This window comes from Nocardiopsis oceani, assembly GCF_054777395.1.
This window is the reverse complement of record NZ_BAAHAR010000012.1, coordinates 74,724-94,950: the sequence shown is the minus strand read 5'-3', so window position 1 is coordinate 94,950 and position 20,227 is coordinate 74,724. Positions and strand designations below refer to the sequence as shown.

Below are 20,227 nucleotides of genomic sequence, written 5' to 3'. Positions count from 1 at the left end.
CCCGGGGTTGGCTGTCGACTGAGAGATGCGCAGTGACAGTGCCGCTGGGGCGACGCGCAGCAGGGCAAGTGCCCGCCGAGCATGCCCTAGTGGGTTCCTGGGACTCAGGAACCGTCTACGACTGCCTGGTAAGCGGCGTCCAGCAGCTCAGGCGTCGGCCCGCTGAGGATCGCGGGCTTGGCCAGGCCGTCCAGGACCACGAAACGCAGGGTGGCGCCACGGGCCTTCTTGTCTACGGCCATGGTGGTGCGCAGTTCGGCCCAGGCCTCCGCGGCGTAGCTGACCGGCAGCCCCACAGAGGTGAGCATGGAACGGTGCCGTCGTACCAGCGCGTCGTCGATCCGCCCGTCCAGGCGGGCGAGCTCGGCCGCGAAGACCATGCCGATGGAGACGGCGTAGCCGTGCCGGAAAGTGTAGTTCTCGGCGCGTTCGATGGCGTGCCCGAGGGTGTGGCCGTAGTTGAGGATCTCGCGGCGGCCGCTCTCCTTGAGGTCGCCGGAGACGACGTCGGCCTTGACCCGGATGGCGCGTTCGATGAGCTCGCGCGTGTGCTTGCCCTCAGGGACGGTGGCGCCTTCGGGGTCGTCCTCGATGAGGTCGCAGATGACGGGGTCGTCGATGAAGCCCGCCTTGACGATCTCGGCCAGACCGCCGATGTAGTCGGCCTGGGGCAGGCTCGGCAGGGTGGCGAGGTCGCACAGCACCCCGGACGGCGGGTGGAAGGCGCCGACCAGGTTCTTGCCCTCGGGAGTGTTGATGCCGGTCTTGCCGCCGACCGCGGCGTCCACCATGCCCAGCAGCGTCGTGGGCACCAGTACCGAACGCACCCCGCGCAGCCAGGTGGCGGCGACGAACCCGGCCAGGTCGGTGGCGGCACCGCCGCCCACGCCGACCACGGCGTCGCTGCGGGTGAAGTTGAAGCCGCCCAGTCGCGACCACAGGTCCGTGGCCACGGCGGCGGACTTGGCGGCCTCGCCGTCGGGCACGGGCATGGGCCGGACACGGTAACCGGCGTCCTCCAGTGCTCCGACCACGGGGCGGGCGATCTCGCCCAGGCCCTCGGGGTGGATGACGGCCACCTGCGCGGCATCGCCGACGAGGGAGGGAAGTTCGGAGAGGACGCCGCTGCCGACCACCACGTCGTAGCGTCCGGTGTGGCCCCCCACACCGATCCGGGTCGCGGTCACTACGTCGCCTTTCCGGTGGGCTGGGAGCCCTCGGGGAGGGAGGACACGATGGTGTCGACGATCTCCTCGGGGTGGTATTCCGTCGTGGGCACGGTCACCGAGGCCAGGCCCTCGTAGACGGGGAGCCGCTCGTTGAGGAGTTTGCGCAACTGGGTGCGGGGGTTCCCGGAGAGCAGGGGGCGGGCGACGTCCATACCCACCCGTTTGGCGGCCTCACCGAAGTCCACCTGGAGGTAGACCACGTGGTGTTCGGAGAGATCCTTCCGGGTGTCCTCGTTGAGTACGGCGCCGCCGCCGACCGCGATGACGCCGTCCCAAGCGCGCAGCCCTTCCGCGACGACCTCGCGCTCCAGCGCGCGGAATCGTTCCTCGCCGTCCTGGACGAAGATGTCGCTGATGTGCCTGCCCGCACGCTTCTCGATCTCGGTGTCGGTGCACAACAGGTCCGCGTCGAGGCGGCGGGCCAGTGCCTCGCCGACGGTGGACTTGCCCGATCCGGGCGAACCGATGAGCACCGCGATCGCTCTTGCCACGCTCTGCCTACCTCTGGGGGTGCCGCTCCCCGCGAGTGCGAGGAGGAGAATCTGTGCCGTGTGCCCTCCTGTCTAGCAGAAACTGCACCCTCCAAGAGCGCTGGCCCGCCCTCCGGGGGAAGGGCGGGCCGGGACGAAGGGATCTAGCGGATCGCCAGCGAGTCCAGGTAGCCCTGGAGGTTACGGGCGGTCTCGGGGACCGAGTCGCCACCGAACTTCTCGATGGCGGCCTCGGCGATGACGAGCGCGACCATGGCCTCCGCCACCACGCCGGAGGCGGGGACCGCGGTGACGTCGCTGCGCTGGTGGTGGGCCTTGGTGGGCTCACCGGTCTCGGTGTCGACGGTGTCCAGCGCCTTGGGCACCGTGGCGATGGGCTTCATCGCGGCGCGCACGCGCAACGGATCGCCAGTGGACATGCCGCCCTCGACACCGCCGGCGCGGTTGGTGCGGCGGCGCACGCCGTCGGTACCGGGCTCGATCTCGTCGTGGGCCGCGGAGCCGCGGCGGGCAGCCGTGCGGAAACCGTCGCCGACCTCGACACCCTTGATGGCCTGGATGCCCATGAGGGCTCCGGCCAGGCGGGAGTCCAGGCGGCGGTCCCAGTGCACGTGGCTGCCCAGACCCGGCGGCAGGTTGTAGGCGAGCACCTCGACGACGCCGCCCAAGGTGTCCCCGGACTTCTTGGTGTCGTCGACCTCCTCGACCATGCGCGCGCTGGTCTCGGCGTCGAAGCAGCGAAGCGGGTCCTCGTCGACCGCGGCGAGGTCCTCGGGACGCGGTTCGGGGGCGTTCTCGGGAACGGCGACGGGACCCATGGAGACCACGTGGCTGAGGATCTCGATGCCGAGCGCCTGGCGGCAGAACTGCCGGGCGACCTCGCCGACGGCGACGCGTGCCGCGGTCTCACGGGCGCTGGCGCGCTCCAGGATCGGGCGGGACTCCTCGTGCCCGTACTTCTGCATACCGACCAGGTCGGCGTGGCCGGGGCGGGGCCGGGTGAGCGGCGCGTTGCGCGCCATCCCGTCCAGTTCCTCGGCGGGAACCGGGTCGGGCGACATCACCTTCTCCCATTTGGGCCACTCGGTGTTTCCGATCTCGATCGCGACCGGACCACCCTGGGTGATGCCGTGCCGGATGCCTCCGATGACGGAGACCTGGTCCTTCTCGAACTTCATCCGGGCGCCCCGACCGTACCCGGCGCGGCGGCGGAGCAGTGCGGCGGCGATGTCGTCAGAGGTGACGGACACACCGGCCGGAAGGCCCTCCAGAATCGCGACGAGTGCAGGTCCGTGGGACTCCCCAGCGGTCAGCCAACGCAACATGTGCACGATCCTCCCACGGATCGTGTGCTGGGGAGGCCACCGGGATCAGGGTTGGGGCGCCAAGGGCTGGCCGGCGAGGAGGGTGAGGAAAGTGGCGGCGAGCATGAAGGGTCCCAAGGGGAGGGGTTCGGCCCGGGTGATCCGGCGCAGGGCCATGAGCGCCAGTCCCAGCAGGGAGAAGGCCGCGAAAGCCCAGAAGGCCGCCACGAGGGCACCGACCGGCCCGGCGGCCCAGCCCGCGTAGAGGCCGGTGAGCCCGGAGAGCTTGACGTCGCCGAAGCCGAGCCCGCCTGGTCGGATCCGCCACAGAGACCAGTAGAGAACCGTGATGAGCGCCATGCCGACCAGGGCCTTGGCGCCGCGCTCGAGGTCGGGCCCGGAGGGCGGGAGGAGGACCGCCGCGGCCAGGAGGAGGGCGGCGACGGGGTAGGCCGGGGCCACGATGACGTCGGGCAGGCGCATGACCCTGAGGTCGATAACGGCCAGGGACGTGCCGAGCGCGACGAACCAGAGCACGGCCAGCAGACCGAACACCGACCAGTCGAGCAGGTGCCATGGGAGGAGGGCGCCGACCGCCGCGAACAGCAGGGCGGTGCTGACGACGACCGCGGGGTGGGGGCGCACGAGCTGTTCGCAGTGGGGACAGGCACCGCGCTGGCGGAAGGGGCGGGCGGCCACGTACGGCAGGGCTCGCACGAAGACGAGTTCGGCGCGGCAGTGCGGGCAGCACGGCGGCGGCGGACCGTCGTCGTCCTCTTCGAGCTCATCGGGTGCGGGGCCCGGGTCGGCGGGGTGGGAGGGCAGGTCGGCGGAGGGGGCGGTGTCCGAGGGCTGGTCGCCGGGTGGGGGTTCCGCTGGTGCGCCGGGCGCGCCTTCCCTCTCCTCGGGGATTCCTGTGGAGCTCTCCCGACCTGGGGCGGCCCGCCCCTCCGCGGTTCGGTGCGGCACCGGGGCGGCACTCGTCACGGCTGGCGGGCAAGCTGGGCCGAAGAGGCGCACGAGGCGCCCGGCGCCACGGCCGACCACCACCCCGAGCACACCGAGGGCGGCGGCCGCGAGGACCGCCCACGGCAGCAACGGGGTCAGTGAGAGCGCCAAGGGGGTGGGCATGTTCGGAAGTTACCTGTTGGGAGCGCTCCGCGACAGGGTTCGGCGGCCCCTGTGGACAACCCGGGCAGCAAGCGGCGGGGAGAGGTCACTTGTCGTCGCGCTGGGCCCGCACGACGGCGCTGAGCTCGACCCCGCCGGGTAGCACGTGCTGGAGTTCGGTGCCGAGCCGCTCGGCCACACGGCGCAGCGACTCGTCGTCGCGTTCGTCCAACTCGAGGCGGATCCCGATGTCGCCGCGCTCCGAGGGGTGGATACGCACGCGCTCGATCCCGAACTCGGCGTGGGTCACGCGGTAGATGAGCGCCAGGACCTGGGGATCGTCCTTGGGCTCGGGCACGGTGCCCTGTTCGGCGAGCATCGTCAGAAAACGGCCCTGGATGGTGTGCGGCACCGGGCCGGACACGTCGATGACCAGGGCGTCCGCGTTCTCCTCGAGCGTGGCCTGGCAGGCGTCCTGTGTGGTGAAGGGCACGGGGCGGGCGTCCGAGCGCCAGCGCCGGACCGCGTCCACCGAGGTGAAGGCGAGCACGCCCCGCCGACCGTCCTTGCCGGTCATGATGGGGATGGCCACTTCGCTGTTCTTGTCCTTAGTGAGCCCGCCCGCGCCCTCCTCGGTCTCGGTGGCGACGGAGACCACCGGGATGAGGACACGGGACTCGCTGAGAGCGGCCAGGACCTGGCGATCGCCGATCTTGCCCGCCGCGTGGTCCCGCAGGCGCGCCTCGACTTCCGGATCGGCGCTGCCGTCGTCGTCACGGAAGTTCTGGGCGCCGATGATGGATGGTCTGCTCACGGGCCCCGACTCTACCTGGGCGGCCCGCCTTTTCCGCTTCGCCGACAGAACCATGTCCCACTCCCCTTCCCCGACCGCGCGTGGTCGGCGTCCGCTCCCCTGGGTGCGCGTTCGAGGTGCGCCGTGCTCCGGACTCCAGCTTCACAGGCGGGTGCCGCAGGGGCCAGCGGTTTGGGCAAGAAGGAGACCGAATGGCCCGAACCGGCCGCGGCCTCCGAACCGGCGCCGGTCTTCCGACCGTTTGCGGGCGCCCTTCCAGGGCGGCTACTTCAGGTCGGGCCCCTCCAGCGCCTCGATGATCCCCCGCAGCTGGGTGAGCTGCTCCGCGCTGAGGCGGTCGAACACCAGGGAACGCACCTGCGCGGCATGGTCGGGCGCCGCCTGCTCGAGGAGCACCGCGCCCTTGTCGGTGAGGACGGCCCACAGGCCGCGCCGGTCGTCGGCGCACTCCTCCCTGCGCACGTGGCCGTTGCGTTCGAGCCGGGCGATCTGGTGGGACAGGCGGCTCCTGGAGACGATGACCGCGTCGGCGAGCTCGCGCATGCGCATCCGGCACTCAGGCGCCTCGGAGAGGTGGGCGAGGATGCCGTACTCGATGAGCGACAGTCCGTTGCGGGCGCGCAGGTCGCGTTCGAGTTCGTCGTAGATCCAGGTGTTCGTACGCAGGTAACCGCGCCAGACATCCTGCTCCACGGGCTCCAGCCAGGCCTTCTCCATGGCCCGATTCTAGTGCCGCGTCAGCCGGGCAAACCCCGACTGACGCGGCACTGGCCGTGGGTGCTTGCTTCCCCGGACCCGAACACCTAGACTCCTTCCTAGGAAGATACTTCCAAGGTACTTTGTTACTAGGTAGAGAGTTGATCCGAAACCACGGGTCACCGACACACAGGGAGAGAGACATGGCCGCTCAGGAACTCAAGCCCGGCACCTGGAAGATTGACGGCGCCCACAGCATCGTCGGCTTCTCCGTCCGCCACATGATGGTGAGCAAGGTTCGGGGCCGTTTCGAGAAGTTCGACGCCACGCTGACCGTTCCCGAGGACCCCTCCAAGGCCTCCGTCGAAGCCACCATCGACGCCAGCTCCATCAACACGGACAACAGCGACCGCGACAACCACATCCGGTCCGCGGACTTCTTCTCGACCGACCAGTTCCCCGAGTTCACCTTCCGCTCCACCGGCATCGAGGCCAAGGGAGAGGACTTCGTCCTCACGGGCGACCTGACCATCAAGAAGAACACCCACCCGGTCGAGCTCTCCCTGGAGTTCAACGGCTCCACCGTCGACCCCTGGGGCCTGGACCGCGCCGGCTTCGCCGCCTCGACCACCATCAGCCGCAAGGAGTTCGGCGTGGACATCGAGATGCCGATGGACGGCGGCGGCGTGGTCGTGGGCGACCGGATCAGCATCGAGATCGACGCGGAGTTCACCCGCGAGGCCTGAGGCCTGCTCCCACCCGGGCCCAAGCGCGGCCCGGCAGGACAGCGAGAGCAGGCGCGAAAGACGTCCCGACCCGGCATTACTGCCGCCGTCCGGCCGGGACACTCCGAGGAACTGGGGAGGACCTCGGAAGACGGTGCCCGAATGTGACCGCACGGGGGAGCGGCCACGGCCCCGAGTTTTGACGACACCCCGTCAGAAACTCGGCGCGGCCTCGGTTATCGTCATTGGGGGAGGGCCGATCCGGCCCTCCCCCGTTTCATGCGTCCGAAGCGTGCACCGCAGACCACCCAGGAGTCCCACCGTGCCCACCAACCCGTTCGCCCCCGAGGTCGTCACCGCCGTCACCGAGCACATGAACGGCGACCACCCCCAGGACACGCTGGTCATCTGCCGGGCGTTGGGCGGCCAGCCCGACGCCACCGCCGCCCGGATGACCGGCCTCGACGGCGAGGGCGGCGACTACGCGGTCACCGTGGACGGCACCGAGCGCAGCGTGCGCATCCCCTGGGGCGAGCCGCTCACCGAGCGCGCCCAGATCCGCCTCGAAGTCGTCCGCATGTACAAGGAGGCCTGCGACAAGCTCGGCCTTCCCCCGCGCCAACAGCACTGACCTCCCTCGAAACCCGCACCGGCCCCGCACCGACCGGGACTGCACCCGTTCGATGACGCCGGGTCACAAACCGCGGAACTAAGACGGCCCGGACCGCGTCCCACAAGTGACCGGGGGCATGCGGTCGCCCGCGCTGAAAGAGGTGGCACCACCACTCCACCGGGCTTGCGGAAGACCTAATCTGGAGGGGTCCGACCCTTCCTCCCCCCGGACGCCCGCAACCGACCCGCCTATCCGAAGGATGGCTCCGGCCTCGATGGTCACGCCCGACCCCGGTGACGAGAACGCACCAACCCGAAGGATCGATCCCACCCCGCCCACCACCCGCAAGAACCCGGCGGTGGGCGCCACACGCTGGGTCACGCGTGTGTTCCGGCCGGGATCGGCCCGACCACCGGAGCAGCAACCCGACGACGGGCCCACGCGCGTCGTTCCCCCCGGCGCTGACCGCACCACCGTTCTCCCTGGCACCGACCGCACTACCGTCCTGCCCGGTGACTCCGCCACCGACGGCACCAAGGTCCAACAGCCCGCCTCCCCCGCTACGCCCGCCGCACCCCTGGGCCGGGACCGACCCGCGCGCCAGTCCGGCACCGGCGGCTCTCAGGGCGGCCGCACGCCGTGGTGGCGCGTGCTCTTCGGCCCGCTCCTCGACTGGATGGCCCGCGTGGTCTCGCGCGTGGTCGTCGGCCCCGCCGGTGACCTCGACTACGCCGTGCCCGCCGACCTCCGCCGCCGCTACCAGGTCCTGGATCGCATCGGCGCGGGCGGTGAAGCCGTCGTCTACCTGGCCGAACCCACCGACTCCCCCGGACGCAAGCTCGCCCTCAAGGTGTACCGGCCCGGCCACGACATCAACCGCGAGCTCCTGGACCGCCTGCGTGCCCGGGGCACCGCCTCCCCGCACACCCCCGCCATCCAGGGCTACGGGTCCGCCGCGAGCGCCTGGGGCGAGGACTTGGCCTGGGAAGCCCAGGAGTACTTTTCGCTGGGCACCCTGCGGGCGGTCATCAACCAGGCTCCCCTGGACGACGAGCAGGCCAAGGCCGTGGTCCGTGCCGTGGCGGACTGCCTGGACCACTGGCAGTCCGAGCTCCAGCACAACCACACCGACGTCAAGCCCGAGAACCTGCTGGTCCGCTCCCTGGATCCGCCGGTGGTGGCGCTCACCGACTTCGGCGGCGCCGTGCGCGCCACGATGAGCCGCGTCTATGGCGGCCAGGCCATCACCGAGGACTACGCTGCCCCCGAGGTCATCGAGGGCCGCCGCGAGGCCCCCGCTTCGTGGTGGTCGCTGGGCGTGATGGTGCACGAGCTGGTCTCCGGCCGCCGTCCCGAGCGCGGCGGCAACTGGCTGACCGCCCGCAACACCGAGGTGGACATCTCAGCGATCACCGACGAGCGCTGGCGGCTCCTGGCCCGTGGCCTCCTCACGCTGGCGCCCTCGGCCCGGTGGGGCCACACCGAGGTCGCTGCCTGGCTGGCCGGTGAGCGCCCTCAGATCCGTACCGCCCGCCGCCTGCGCCCGATCAACTTCGCCGGGACCTCCCACGAGGACCCGCCCAGCCTCGCCTTCGACCTGCTGGACCGGTCCGAAACCGGCACGATGTGGCTGCGCAGCCACTGGTCGGAGCTGCGCACCTGGTTGGACCGCGAGGTCAACGACTACACCTTCGACCGCGCCTACCTCACCGGTCTGGACGCCCGGCCCGACCTCGCCCACGTGGCGATCAGCGCCCTGGCCGCCCGCTACGTGCCGGGCATGCCGCCGCGTTTCCGAGGGCACGAGGTCAGCGCCGACGGCCTGTTGGCCCTGGCCACCGGCGAATCGAGCCGTCACGCGGTGGTGCGTGAGGCCGTGGAGTCGGGTGTGGTGGGCTTGGGCGCCCAGCACTGGTGCCCGCACCCCGCATGCCGGTCGGGAGGGTCCGGACGGTGCGCGCTGCTGGAGCGGGTGCAGCACGAGGTCCCGCTCCTGATGAAGCGGGTGCATGAGGCCGTCGACCTGGCAGTGGGGGCGGGCCCCGACGCGCCCCGGCGCCCCGCGGCCCACGAGATCGACTCCACCTGGGCGCGGGCCGTGGAGCTCGTCCTGGTGCCCGAGACCGCTTCCCAGCACCGGTCGCTGCTGCGCCGCCAGTCCTGGCACCCCAGCCAGCGCAGCGCCGCCCCGAACGCGCCCTGGTGGTTGGAGCAGCGCAAATCCGCCCTCCGTGACGGCGGCGACCAGTTGGCCAGCCGCGGCGCGATGCTCACCGCTCTGCTACTGCTGCCCGAGGCGGACCGGATCGGGAGCGCGATCGCCGAACGCGAGCGTGCCGACGGAAAGGCCCGCCGCCAGGACCGGTGGGCCTCCCTGGCCGGTTCGGCGCGCGAGCGCTGGGAGAGCACGCAGGAGAAGGTGGCCACGGCCAAGCAGCGCCGCGCGGAAGCCGTGACCACGCGACCCGAGAATCCGGCGCTGCCGGAGGACCCGACCCGGCCGGAGGAGCCGACGACCGCCAAGGAGCGGCGCAAGCAGGAGCGGGCGTCCCGCAGGGTCGAGAAGACCATGGGCCAGATCCAGCGGGCGATGAAGGCGGGAAAGTGCCGACGCTTCGCCTACCCGGCCGCCCTCTTGGGCCTGGTCGACGGTCTGGGCCGAGCGCTCCGCCCCGAGGAGGGGTTCTTCCCGGAGAGCGAGTTCGTCGCTGAGGCCTACCCGGGCCTGTTGGACTTCAGCGCCAACCCGGTGGCCGACGGGGCGGCCTCGCTGACCGGCCTGCTGCCGGGCGGCATCGGTGCGTTCTGGTGGTTCCCGGTGCTGCTGGCGGTGCTGCTGGTGGTGATGGGCCGTGTCGCCGCGAAGCCCACCGCCAAGGCGCGGCGGCGCTTGGGTGCCTTCCGGCTGGCGGTGGTGGGTTCGCTGCTGATGGTCGTGGTGCTGCTCTCCACGGGCCTGTTGGCGTTGGGGTCTGGTGTGCTCATCCCCCTGGACGGTCTGCTCGGCTGACCACGCGCTATGATCTCCCGGTCCGGCGGTGTGCCGGACCACGACGGGAGAGGGTGAACAGGTGGGCGAGGTGTTCGAACTGCGCGCCGGAGAGTACCGGGCGCGTATCGACCGGACCGGGGCAGGGCTGCAAGCTCTCACCTGGGGCGGCCGCGACCTGGTCTGGCCCTACACCCGCGAGGACGGTCCCCTGGCGTTCCAGGGGCAGCTGCTGGCCCCCTGGCCGAACCGGGTCGCCGCCGGCAAGTACGACTTCCACGGCACCGAGTACCGGCTGGACGTGAACGACCCGCCCACCGGTACGGCCATCCACGGACTCGTCCACGAGCTGGAGTGGTCACCCCTGGAGGAGTCCGAGGAGGCCGTGACCCTGCGCCTGGCCTTCCCGGGGACGCCGGGGTACCCGTTCCCGCTGGAGCTGACCGTCACCTACCGGTTGGCCGGGCAGGGCCTGACCGTCAGCACTGCGGCACGCAACACCGGATCCGCAGCGGCCCCGTTCGGGTTGGGGTTCCACCCCTACCTCACCCTGGGCACGCCGCTGCGGGAGCTGGCCGAGCAGAGCGCGGTCAGGGTGGAGGCCGCCATCGGCAGCCAACAGCCCACCGATGCCGCCCTGCTGCCCTCGGGCGACCCGAAGCCGGTCGCCGACACCGAGTTCGACCTTCGGGCACCCGGCCGTGATCTGGGCACCACGGTGCTGGACACCGCCTTCACCGACCTCGAACGCGACACCGAAGGCCGCGCCTGGGTCCGCCTCAGCGGCCCCGAGCACCGGGTGTCCCTGTGGTCCGGGGCCGGCTTCGGATGGCTCCAGCTCTTCAGTTCGGACACCCTGGGCGGCGATCACTACCGCGCCAACCTGGCCGTCGAACCGATGACCTGCCCGCCCGACGCGCTCAACAGCGGCACGGACCTGATCATCCTGACCCCCGGGGAAGAGGTCGAACGAAGCTTCGGAATCCTCGCCGAGAAGACGGGCTGAACGGCGTCGGCTCGCACCCCCTTGTCGGTGACGGGTGTCATAGTGGGTCAATGACGACCCTTGGGCAGCTCCGGAAGGCCGCGCTCTCCCATCCGGAGGCTGAGAAGCGCGGGGCCGGACCCGGTGCGACCGCGTTCACCGTGGGCGGTACCGACTTCGCCTCGGCGGACGCCGACGGCGGTGTGCGCCTCAGCCTCCCCGAGGCCGAAGCGGCCGAGGTCCTCTCCGGCTACGCCACCGCGGAGACCGTGGGCTCCGAGGTGCGGATACCGCTGGCCGACATCGACGGACAGCAGCTGAACCGCTGGGTGTGGCGTGCCTGGCTCAACTGCGCGCCCGAACCCCTCGTGCAGCGGGCGATCGCTGCCGAAAGCGCGGTACCCGGCGAGGTCGGTGACCTGCCCAGGGGCATCGGGAGGCCCGCCACCCGGGCTCTGGTCGGAATGGGCGTCACCACGCTCGACCAGGTCGCCGAGTACACCGAAGCCGAACTCACCGCGATGCACGGGGTCGGTCCGAAGGCCGTCCGGTTGCTCGGCGAGGCGCTCGGCTCCTCCGGTCGCGGGTTCAGGCCCCCTCGAGGATCTCGGTGAGGCGGGCCAGGTCCTCCTCGGTGTCGATGTCCTCGGGGCTGGCGATGTCGTCGCAGGCGACCGTGGTGACCAGGTGGGAGTAGGTGCGTAGGAAGGGCCGGGCGCCCACGTCCTGTTCGGCCATCGAGTAGACCGTTGACCAGTGTTCGCGCCCCAGCATCACCGGGTTGCGGGGGTTGCCGTTGTAGGTCGCCACCGCTGCGCGGGCGCCCTGCTCGTAGGCCTCCACCAGGCGGTTGACGGCCTCAGCGGTGACCAGGGGCTGGTCGGCGAGTGCGACGAGGACGGCGTCGACGGCGTCGGGCAAGGCGTCGATTCCGGCACGCACCGAGGAACCCATGCCGGTGGACCAGTCGGGGTTGTTCACGGTGAGGGCACCGGCCACACTGGTGTCCGCAGCGCCCAGGACGACCAAGACCGGTCCGCAACCGCCCCGGTTCAGGGTGCGCACCCCCCGGTCGACGAGGCGTTCACCGCCCACTTCGACCAAAGCTTTGGGGCGACCGAGCCTGCTCCCAGACCCCGCCGCCAACAGCAGGCCCGCTACCAGGCCCATTCCCCTGCCCTCCGGTTCCCCAGTACCCATGACGCGATGATGCCACGGGCCGGGTTCTCGAGTGGTCTCCCTTGGCGAGCCCGTCGGCGAGAATCGCGCCACGGCCCCGAGGGCGCTGCTCTGAACTGGTGTTTTCTAGCGGCCCCGGTTTCGGTTCACCGCTCCGAGTGACCGAATCCGGCCGGAATCAGCGGGGCATCGGGCGTGTCCCGGTGGATTCTGCCGCTGGTCTCCCGCAGGGCGCGACCGCTCCCGCCCCACCGCGTCTGCACGAGTTCGGCGGCGATGGACACGGCTGTCTCCTCCGGGGTCCGGGCACCCAGGTCGAGCCCGATCGGCGAGTGCAGCCGTTCCATGGCCTCCTCGTCGACGCCCGCCTCCCGGAGCCGCTCGATCCGGTCGTCGTGGGTGCGCCGCGATCCCATGGCGCCGATGTACCCGGCCTGGGTGGTCAGCGCCCGCTTGAGAACGGGAACGTCGAACTTGGGGTCGTGGGTGAGCACGCAGATCGCGGTGCGCTGGTCGATCTCGTCGGCGATCTCGTCCAGGAACACGTGCGGCCACTTCACCACCACGTCCTCGGCCGTGGGGAACCGCTTGGCGGTCGCGAAGACCGGGCGGGCGTCGCAGACCGTCACCCGGTAACCGAGGTAGGTGCCGAGGTCGGCCACGGCGGCCGCGAAGTCGATGGCGCCGAACACCAGCATGCGGGGTGCCGGGGTGAACGACTGGACGAACACCTCCAGCTCGTCGCCGCGTCGCTGGCCGTCCGTGCCGTAGTGCAGGAGACCGGTGCTGCCCTGGGCGAGCATGCCTCGGACGTCGTCGTCGAGTGCCGCGGCCAGGCGCTCGCCCCCGTTGCCCAGGTCCCCCTCCGCGTGGCCGGGCCAGACCACACGGCGGCGGCCCACCCGGTCCGTGTCCGAGGGGTCGGCCACGATCGTGGCCACCGCCACCGGCTGGTGCTCGTCGATGGCACCGATGACCGAGCCGAGTTGGGCGTAGGTCTGCCGGTTGATCGGCTCGACGAACATGTGCAGGGTTCCGCCACAGGTCAGGCCGACGCTGAAGGCGTCCTCGTCGCTGACGCCGTAGGTGCGGCGCACGGGGGCACCGGTGCGGATGGCTTCCAGCGCCTCCTCGTAGACCGCTCCCTCCACGCAGCCACCCGATACGCTGCCGGTGACCTCTCCGGACGCGCTCACCAGCATGGCCGCGCCCGCGTCCCTGGGAGCGCTCTTGTAGGTGTCGATGACCGTCGCCACCGCGAACGTCTCCCCCGAGGCGTACAGCTCGGACACGGTCGCTCGGATATCACGCACTCGGCACCACTTCCAGAATCCCCGCTTCAGGCTCCACCTACTCCTGTGGGCCCCGATACCAACCTATGTGCCCCAGACAACACAGAAGAGCCCCCGTTTCTCCAGAAAACGAGGGCTCGATTCGGTTTCATCTACGAACGGGCCGGTGAAGGGGCCGTGCTCACGGCTGCTCGGGGTCTGCTCCCCCACCGCGCTCGGGCTCCTCGCCCTCGCCGAGGACCAGCAGCGACCGGAACTCCGCCAGGTTGCGCTGGGCCAGTTCGCCGTCGGTGCTCTGAATAGCCATGACCGGCAGCGACGTGCCGTCCGACAGGTCCAGGCACGGCCAGGGCTCACCCACCGGCATCCGGATGTCCAGGACCTCCGGCCACACCAGGTAGTGCGTGCGGATCCCGTTGATCACGATCACGTTCTTCGTACTGGCGATCAGCCGGGGGCGACCCAGCATGTTCAGCCCGCCAGCGATGGCCAGGCCCATCCCGACCACCAGGATCCGGTCCAGGACACTCCATTCATTGGGCAGGATCACGGCGAGCACGACCATGGTGCCCACGATCAGCAGGGCGAGGCCGTAGGCGACCAGCCGCACCGCCCTGGGCCGCCAGGTCTTCGGCAAGGTCGGCTTCTCCGATACCTCATCCACAGCTTGTTCCCTCGTCCGCACCAACTGCTCCATCCGTGTCCGGTCCCCGGCGCGCGAACCGGCGAAGGGGGTGGGGTTCAGCGGCGCAGCCCGCGGAGGGCCGCCGCCGTGTCCAAGGCGGCAAGCGCGGCTTCGGCGCCCTTGTTCTCGACGCTTCCTGGCAGCCCCGCGCGGTCGCGCGCCTGTTCAAGGGTGTCACATGTGAGCACACCATTGCCCACGGGGGTGGATTCACGCAGGGCCACCTCGGTCAGCCCGTGGGTGACCGACTGGCACACGTAGTCGAAGTGCGGGGTACCCCCGCGGATGACCGCGCCCAGCACGATCACCGCGTCGTGCTTGCGTGCCAGCTCCTGCGCCACCACCGGGATCTCCACCGCTCCCGCCACCGTCACCACAACGGTCTCGGCCGCTCTCGAGCTCTTCACCACATCGAGCGCGTTGGCGAGCATCGGCTCGATGATCGGCGCGTTCCAGCGGGTGGTGACGATGCCGACCGACATCCCCGAGGCGTCGACCTGGTGTTCGTCCGGACGTCCTGTGCCGCTCATGCTCGGCCCTTCGGTTCTTGGTTGGTTCTACTTCGCGACGCCGGCCAGGTCGTGGCCCATGCGGTCGCGCTTGGTCAGCAGGTAGGAGAGGTTGTCGTCGGTGACGAACGTGGGCATCGCCACACGCTCGACCACGCGCACACCGTGCCGCTCCATGCCCTCGGCCTTGGCCGGGTTGTTGCTCAGCAGGCGCACGGAGGACACGCCCAGGTCCGCGAGGATCCGGGCACCCGCGCCGAACTCGCGCGCGTCGGCGGGCATGCCCAGTTCGAGGTTGGCGTCGACGGTGTCGGCGCCCCGGTCCTGGAGGCTGTAGGCGCGCAGCTTGTGCAGCAGCCCGATGCCCCGGCCCTCGTGACCGCCCATGTACACGATCACCCCTCGCCCTTCCTTGGCGATGTCGGCCATGGCGCTGTCCAGCTGGGCCCCGCAGTCGCAGCGGTTCGAGCCGAAGGCGTCCCCGGTGAGGCACTCGGAGTGCACCCGGGCCAGGACGTCGCTGCCGTCGGTCAGGTCTCCGTAGACCAGGGCGATGTGCTCGGCGCCGTCCGCGGTGCCCTTGTAGCCGATCGCGCGCCACTCACCGTGCTGGGTGGGCATGCGGGTCTCGACCATACGGTTGACCAGCGGGGGGTTGGCCTCCTCTTCCGTGAGGACCTGGCCGAGGGCGGCACGGTAGGCGGCCAGCTGCTCGACGGAGACCAGCTTCAGGCCGTGCTCGTCGGCGAACTCGCGCAGGCGGGGCAGCCGCGCCATGGTGCCGTCGTCGTTGACCACTTCGGCCAGCACCCCGGAGGGGTTCAGGCCGGCCAGGCGGGCGAAGTCGATCGAGGCCTCGGTGTGGCCGCGGCGGGCCAGGACACCGCCCGGGCGGGCGCGCAGCGGAAGGATGTGGCCGGGGCGCACGAAGTCCGTGGGGCGGCTCTCGGCGGCGGCCAGCAGGCGGATGGTGTGGGCGCGGTCGGCGGCCGAGATACCCGTGCTGACGCCCTCGCGGGCGTCGACGGTGACGGTGTAGGCGGTGCGCAGGCTCTCTTCGTTGCGCGCGGTCATCAGCGGCAGGTCGAGGCGGTCCAGGGCGTCGCCCTCCATGGGGACGCACACGACACCGGAGGTGTAGCGGATCATGAACGCCAGCAGTTCCGGGGTGGCGAGCTCGGCGGCGAAGATGAGGTCACCCTCGTTCTCGCGGTCCTCGTCGTCCACGACCAAGATGGCTCTGCCTTTGGCGAACTCGACGACGGCGTCCTCGATCGGGTCGAGGGCGACGGACTTCTCGTGGTCGGCGGCCGGGCTGGTGTCGGTGACGGTCATTCCCGCTCCCTGAAGGTACGTCGTGGGTGATTCGGTGGGTGGTGTGGCGGCGCGCCGAGTGGGGCGCGGACGCGGGGTCAGGCGCGGGCGCCGTCCTGCTTGCGGGCGCCGTCCTGCGCGCGGGCCTGGGCGACCGCGGTGATGCGCTCCACGTACTTGGCGATGACGTCCACCTCGATGTTCACGGTGGCGCCGACCGCCAGGCCGCCGAGGGTGGTGGCCTCCAGGGTGGCCGGGATGAGGCTGACCTCGAAGAACTCGTCGTCGGCGCCGGGGGCGCTCACGGCTGAGACGGTGAGGCTGGTGCCGTCCACGGTGATGGAGCCCTTCTCCACCACGTAGGGGGAGAGGTCCGGTGCCATGCCGAAACGGAGGACGTCCCAGTTGTCGCCGGGATTCCGGGAGATGAGGGTGGCGGTGCTGTCGACGTGCCCCTGGACGATGTGGCCGCCGAGACGGCTGTCCGTGCGGGCTGCGCGCTCCAGGTTCACGGGGGCGCCGGGGGTGAGGTCGCCGAGGGAGGAGCGGTCCAGTGACTCCTTCATCACGTCGGCGGTGAAGGTGCCCTCACCCCGGTCGACGACGGTCAGGCACACACCGTTGACCGAGATGGAGTCGCCGTGCTTGGCGTCGGAGCTGACCAAGCGGCCGTGCACGGTGAGCAGGACAGCCTCGCCGTTGGCACCGGCCGGTTCGAGAGAGATGACCTTGCCGAGCTCTTCCACGATTCCGGTGAACACGCCCTACGTCCCTTCGCCTGTGCGGCTCCGGGGAAAAAGGCTGTGGAAAACGGGTCCACGGCAAGGACGACACTGACAGCCGTCGCCAAGGGTTGACACGGCATCAGACCCGTCCCAACGCGTACTGCCTCCCATCCGGACTTTCACCGTCGGTACCGGAATTCCACCGGTTCAACCGGCCGATGGACTCGGCCGGGTCGCGGACTATCACCGCCGGTTCGGACTTTCACCGACCCCGGAGCACGCGTTTGACTCTTGTCTAAACGCTCACGATCCTAGCCCCTCCATCACACGAACGCATAGTCGTTGTGACCGGAGTCATGTTCGGCCGGGGTCGTCGGGGGTGTCTTCGGGGGTGCCGTCAGGCCCGTGTTCGGCGGACTGTTCGGGGGTCTCCCGGAGGGTCGCCTCCGGGCGGGCGGCCAAGCCGCTGCGCACGAACATCTCCGGGGCACCGTAGGTCGCCCAGAAGGCCAGAACGCCGTAGACAACGAAGGCCACCAGTGCCGCGGGCAGACCGGCCAGGTCCCGGAAGAGAACCTGCTCCAGGACCAGGATGAGCACGACCACGGAGATCCCGAGGACGAACCGGGCCACCCGAGCGGTGACCGCGCCCGCCGCGCTGTACCAGCCGCGCCGGTGCAGCAGGGTGAGGCCGAGGACACCGCCCAGGAGCGCTCCGCAGGTCGTGTAGAGCCCGGCGAGGGTACTTCCGGCCGGGTCCGCCGGGGTGGCGCCGATCCACTCGGTGGCCGGGACCGCCCAGTCGCCGCGCACGCCCAGCTGCCACACGGTCGCCGCGACACAGGGCACCAGCGCGAAGGCGAGGAGGTACGACACCCAGCGCGCCGTGTCCAGGGAGTGCCACCACGCCAGCACGCGGTCCTCGTAGCGCAGGACCGCCCACAGCAGGGCACCGCCGACCAGCAGGCCGACCAGCACGTCGCTGAAGAAGTGCGCACCCAGGTAGATCCGGGAGAAGGCGATGAGGGCGATCACCGCGACGGCCGCCCACAACAGGGCCCGGCGGCCCGACTTCACGCCCAGATAGCCGTAGGCCACGATCGCGGCCTGGCTGTGCCCCGAGGGCATCCCGAAGCTGCTGTGTTGGCTGTAACCGGTGATCTGCGCGTCGAACCAGTAGGGCCGGGAGCCGTAGGAGAACGACTTGAGCAGGTTGTTCACCACGGCTGAGGCGATGACCGCGACGAACAGCCGAGCACCCAAGCCCGCGTGGACGCTCCAGAAGACGGCGGCCAGCAGGGCGACGATGACGCCCTGCGAGCCCAGATGGGTGATGGCGCCGAGCGGATGGGCGAGCCACTCCCCCGCACCCTGCAGCCACAGGATGGCGACGTTCTCCGCCTCCCACAGCGCGTCCATGGCCAGGTGCTCGGAACTCCAAGCGTTCACGCGTACTCCACGGGTCCGCGCCTGGCAACGCGCTCACGCCGCGCCGCTCCCCCGGACACGGGCACTTCGGGCGCGTGGAGGGGAAGACGGAGCCGCGACCAAGCGATAATCAACGACTACAGCGGGCAGCATAGGGCGCCGAGGGCCACTGTGACCAGGTCCACACGGCCGCCGCGCCGCGATCGTTATGCGCTGGCCTGCTGGGCCTGGGCGCGGAGGGACTCGACCGCCTTGGCGGGGTCCTGGGCACCGTAGACGGCGGAGCCCGCCACGAAGACATCGGCGCCGGCCTCGGCGGCGCGTTCGATGGTCTCGTCGCTCACTCCCCCGTCGACCTGCAGCCACACCGCGGCCTCGCGGTCGTCCAGCAGCTGACGGGCCCTGCGGATCTTGGGCAGGATCAGGTCCAGGAACTTCTGGCCGCCGAACCCGGGCTCGACGGTCATCAGCAGGAGCATGTCCATCTCGCCGATGAGGTCCGCGTAGGGCTCGACCGGCTCGGCGGGGTTCAAAGCCAGGCCGGCGCGGGCGCCCTGCTTGCGGATCTCGCGCAGCGTGCGCACGGGGGCGTTGGCCGCCTTGGCGTGGATGGTGACGCTGCCCGCGCCCGCCTCCGCGTAGCCGGGGGCCCAGCGGTCGGGGTCCTCGATCATCAGGTGGCAGTCCAGCGGTGTGGAGGCCGCCTTGGCCAGGGACTCCACGACGGGCAGGCCCAAGGTGAGGTTGGGTACGAAGTGCCCGTCCATGACGTCGACGTGCAGCCAGTCCGCGGTCGGAACGGCGGCCGCCTCGTCGGCGAGGTGCGCGAAGTCGGCGTTGAGGATGCTGGGAGAGATCTGAATTGCCACGTCAGCAGTGTATCCGGGCCCGTAGGGGGCAGGTGTGCGGCGGGGACCACATCGATCGATGGGAGCGCCATGCTTGATCAGGACGGCCTTCAGGACTTCCTGGAGGCCTACAGCCGAGAGCTGGTGGGCGGAGACCTCGACGGGATCTCCGCGCGGTACAGCTACCCGGCCTATGTGGCGGGAGACGAGCAGAGCATTCCCGTGGCCGCGCCCGCGGACGTCAAGGCGGCCTTCGCGGGCGCCGCCGAGCAGTACCGCAAGCGCGGGATGGTCGGCGCGGTGGCCGAGATCCGGCGGACCGAGGAGCTCACGTCAAGGCTGGTGTGGGCGGACGTGCGCTGGTCCTACCAAGACAAGAAGGGCGCGGAGGTCCAGGCCGAGTCCTACCGGTACCTCCTGAGGGAAGCCGGGAACTCCTGCCTGATCTGTGTCGTGGTCGCCACGGGTGCCGAGTAGTCCGACAGGGACGGAAAACCCTGCGGAGGCGGGAAACCCAGTCGTCCCGGACCCGCTGCTGCGGCATACTGCGCTCCCTGGACCACACACCACGGAATGCGACGGCACAGTGCAGAAGAACGACTACGACGGCTTCGCCGCCGCCTACTCGGCGGACAACGAAGCCAACCTGGTAAACGGCTACTACGAGCGCCCCGCGATGGTGAACCTCGCCGGTGACGTGGACGGGCGCCGCATCCTCGACGCCGGCTGCGGGTCCGGGCCGCTGGCCGCGGAGCTCCGTGCCCGGGGCGCCACCGTGACGGGCTTCGACTCCAGCGCGGAGATGGTCAAGCTGGCCCGGCAGAGGCTGGGCGAGGACGCGGACCTGCGCGTCGCCGACCTCGACCGGCCCCTGCCTTTCGTCGACGGCGCCTTCGACGACGTGGTCGCCTCCCTGGTCCTCCACTACCTGCGGGACTGGACCGGAGCGCTCGCCGAACTGCGGCGCGTGCTGAAGCCGGGCGGCCGCCTCGTCCTTTCGGTGAACCACCCCACCGTCTACAAGTGGCTCAACCCCGAGGCCGACTACTTCGCCGTCACCGAATGGTCGGACACCCACTCGTTCAACGGCCAGGCGGCCACCCTCACCTACTGGCACCGGCCCCTACACGCGATGACGGACGCCTTCACCGGCGCGGGCTTCCGCATCGCCGTCATCAGTGAACCGCCCTACGCACCGGACACACCGCAGGAACTGCTGCCGCCGAGCCTCCGGAACCGGACCGCCTTCCTGAGTTTCCTCTTCTTCGTGCTGGAAGCGGACTAGGGCGGA

General features: G+C 70.7%; 21 protein-coding genes and 1 riboswitch. Of the genes, 7 read left to right on the top strand and 14 right to left on the bottom strand.

The window, feature by feature from the left end; genetic code table 11:
• Nucleotides 1-104 precede the first annotated feature (104 nt).
• The 6 genes from aroB to ACYVDG_RS09025 form a co-directional block, all read right to left on the bottom strand.
• Entirely contained in the window at nt 105-1,187 is a 1,083-nt protein-coding gene (gene aroB, locus ACYVDG_RS09050; RefSeq protein WP_460748149.1) for a 3-dehydroquinate synthase, read from the bottom strand.
• The gene (locus tag ACYVDG_RS09045; RefSeq protein ID WP_460748287.1) at nt 1,187-1,702 is read right to left on the bottom strand and encodes a shikimate kinase; all 516 of its coding nucleotides are present in this window, start codon (nt 1,700-1,702) and stop codon (nt 1,187-1,189) included. Before ACYVDG_RS09045 ends, aroB begins: the two co-directional genes overlap by 1 nt.
• 161 nt (nt 1,703-1,863) lie before the next feature.
• Nucleotides 1,864-3,045 carry a chorismate synthase gene (gene aroC / locus ACYVDG_RS09040; protein ID WP_460748146.1) on the bottom strand — a complete coding sequence of 394 codons (1,182 nt, stop codon included), beginning with the start codon at nt 3,043-3,045 and terminating at the stop codon, nt 1,864-1,866.
• Between the two features lie 45 nt (nt 3,046-3,090).
• Nucleotides 3,091-4,155: a prepilin peptidase gene (locus ACYVDG_RS09035; RefSeq protein WP_460748144.1), complete on the bottom strand. Its 1,065-nt coding sequence runs from the start codon at nt 4,153-4,155 to the stop codon at nt 3,091-3,093.
• Nucleotides 4,156-4,240: 85 nt separating this feature from the next.
• On the bottom strand, nt 4,241-4,948 hold the full coding sequence (locus tag ACYVDG_RS09030; RefSeq protein ID WP_460748142.1) for an SseB family protein: 708 nt from the start codon (nt 4,946-4,948) through the stop codon (nt 4,241-4,243).
• A 264-nt stretch (nt 4,949-5,212) separates the two neighbouring features.
• Nucleotides 5,213-5,665, bottom strand: coding sequence for a MarR family winged helix-turn-helix transcriptional regulator (locus ACYVDG_RS09025; RefSeq protein WP_460748140.1), 453 nt, complete (start codon nt 5,663-5,665; stop codon nt 5,213-5,215).
• Nucleotides 5,666-5,847: 182 nt separating this feature from the next.
• Between ACYVDG_RS09025 and ACYVDG_RS09020 the strand changes: the two genes are divergently transcribed.
• The 5 genes from ACYVDG_RS09020 to ACYVDG_RS09000 all read left to right on the top strand — a co-directional run bounded on the left by ACYVDG_RS09020 (nt 5,848) and on the right by ACYVDG_RS09000 (nt 11,570).
• The gene (locus ACYVDG_RS09020) at nt 5,848-6,390 is read left to right on the top strand and encodes a YceI family protein (RefSeq protein ID WP_460748137.1); all 543 of its coding nucleotides are present in this window, start codon (nt 5,848-5,850) and stop codon (nt 6,388-6,390) included.
• A 352-nt stretch (nt 6,391-6,742) separates the two neighbouring features.
• Complete coding sequence (locus tag ACYVDG_RS09015) at nt 6,743-7,000, top strand: DUF2470 domain-containing protein (RefSeq protein WP_460748284.1); 258 nt, start codon at nt 6,743-6,745, stop codon at nt 6,998-7,000.
• Between the two features lie 256 nt (nt 7,001-7,256).
• On the top strand, nt 7,257-9,992 hold the full coding sequence (locus tag ACYVDG_RS09010) for a serine/threonine-protein kinase (RefSeq protein ID WP_460748134.1): 2,736 nt from the start codon (nt 7,257-7,259) through the stop codon (nt 9,990-9,992).
• 61 nt (nt 9,993-10,053) lie between these two features.
• Nucleotides 10,054-10,977: an aldose 1-epimerase family protein gene (locus ACYVDG_RS09005; protein WP_460748131.1), complete on the top strand. Its 924-nt coding sequence runs from the start codon at nt 10,054-10,056 to the stop codon at nt 10,975-10,977.
• 50 nt (nt 10,978-11,027) lie between these two features.
• Nucleotides 11,028-11,570 (top strand): hypothetical protein, encoded by a 543-nt coding sequence (locus ACYVDG_RS09000; protein ID WP_460748129.1) that lies wholly within the window; start codon nt 11,028-11,030, stop codon nt 11,568-11,570.
• Here ACYVDG_RS09000 and ACYVDG_RS08995 read toward each other — a convergent pair.
• The 8 genes from ACYVDG_RS08995 to rpe form a co-directional block, all read right to left on the bottom strand.
• Nucleotides 11,545-12,156 carry a nucleotidyltransferase family protein gene (locus tag ACYVDG_RS08995; protein ID WP_460748127.1) on the bottom strand — a complete coding sequence of 204 codons (612 nt, stop codon included), beginning with the start codon at nt 12,154-12,156 and terminating at the stop codon, nt 11,545-11,547. The genes ACYVDG_RS09000 and ACYVDG_RS08995 overlap by 26 nt on opposite strands.
• Nucleotides 12,157-12,281: 125 nt before the next feature.
• Nucleotides 12,282-13,448, bottom strand: a complete 1,167-nt coding sequence (locus ACYVDG_RS08990) for an XdhC family protein (protein ID WP_460748125.1) — start codon at nt 13,446-13,448, stop codon at nt 12,282-12,284.
• 160 nt (nt 13,449-13,608) lie between these two features.
• Entirely contained in the window at nt 13,609-14,091 is a 483-nt protein-coding gene (locus ACYVDG_RS08985) for a PH domain-containing protein (RefSeq protein ID WP_460748123.1), read from the bottom strand.
• A 77-nt stretch (nt 14,092-14,168) separates the two neighbouring features.
• Nucleotides 14,169-14,642, bottom strand: a complete 474-nt coding sequence (gene ribH, locus ACYVDG_RS08980) for a 6,7-dimethyl-8-ribityllumazine synthase (protein WP_460748120.1) — start codon at nt 14,640-14,642, stop codon at nt 14,169-14,171.
• 27 nt (nt 14,643-14,669) lie between these two features.
• A complete protein-coding gene (locus ACYVDG_RS08975) occupies nt 14,670-15,956 on the bottom strand; it encodes a bifunctional 3,4-dihydroxy-2-butanone-4-phosphate synthase/GTP cyclohydrolase II (protein ID WP_460748118.1) in 1,287 nt (428 codons plus the stop codon).
• Nucleotides 15,957-16,033: 77 nt separating this feature from the next.
• Nucleotides 16,034-16,696, bottom strand: a complete 663-nt coding sequence (locus ACYVDG_RS08970; protein ID WP_460748116.1) for a riboflavin synthase — start codon at nt 16,694-16,696, stop codon at nt 16,034-16,036.
• A 117-nt stretch (nt 16,697-16,813) separates the two neighbouring features.
• Nucleotides 16,814-16,944, bottom strand: a riboswitch (FMN riboswitch).
• Between the two features lie 70 nt (nt 16,945-17,014).
• Nucleotides 17,015-18,079: a phosphatase PAP2 family protein gene (locus tag ACYVDG_RS08965; protein WP_460748282.1), complete on the bottom strand. Its 1,065-nt coding sequence runs from the start codon at nt 18,077-18,079 to the stop codon at nt 17,015-17,017.
• A gap of 215 nt (nt 18,080-18,294) precedes the next feature.
• Complete coding sequence (rpe, locus tag ACYVDG_RS08960; RefSeq protein ID WP_460748114.1) at nt 18,295-18,957, bottom strand: ribulose-phosphate 3-epimerase; 663 nt, start codon at nt 18,955-18,957, stop codon at nt 18,295-18,297.
• A gap of 69 nt (nt 18,958-19,026) precedes the next feature.
• Between rpe and ACYVDG_RS08955 the strand changes: the two genes are divergently transcribed.
• The gene (locus tag ACYVDG_RS08955) at nt 19,027-19,413 is read left to right on the top strand and encodes a DUF6841 family protein (RefSeq protein WP_460748112.1); all 387 of its coding nucleotides are present in this window, start codon (nt 19,027-19,029) and stop codon (nt 19,411-19,413) included.
• A gap of 109 nt (nt 19,414-19,522) precedes the next feature.
• Entirely contained in the window at nt 19,523-20,221 is a 699-nt protein-coding gene (locus ACYVDG_RS08950) for a class I SAM-dependent methyltransferase (RefSeq protein ID WP_460748110.1), read from the top strand.
• The last annotated feature ends 6 nt before the right edge of the window (nt 20,222-20,227 follow it).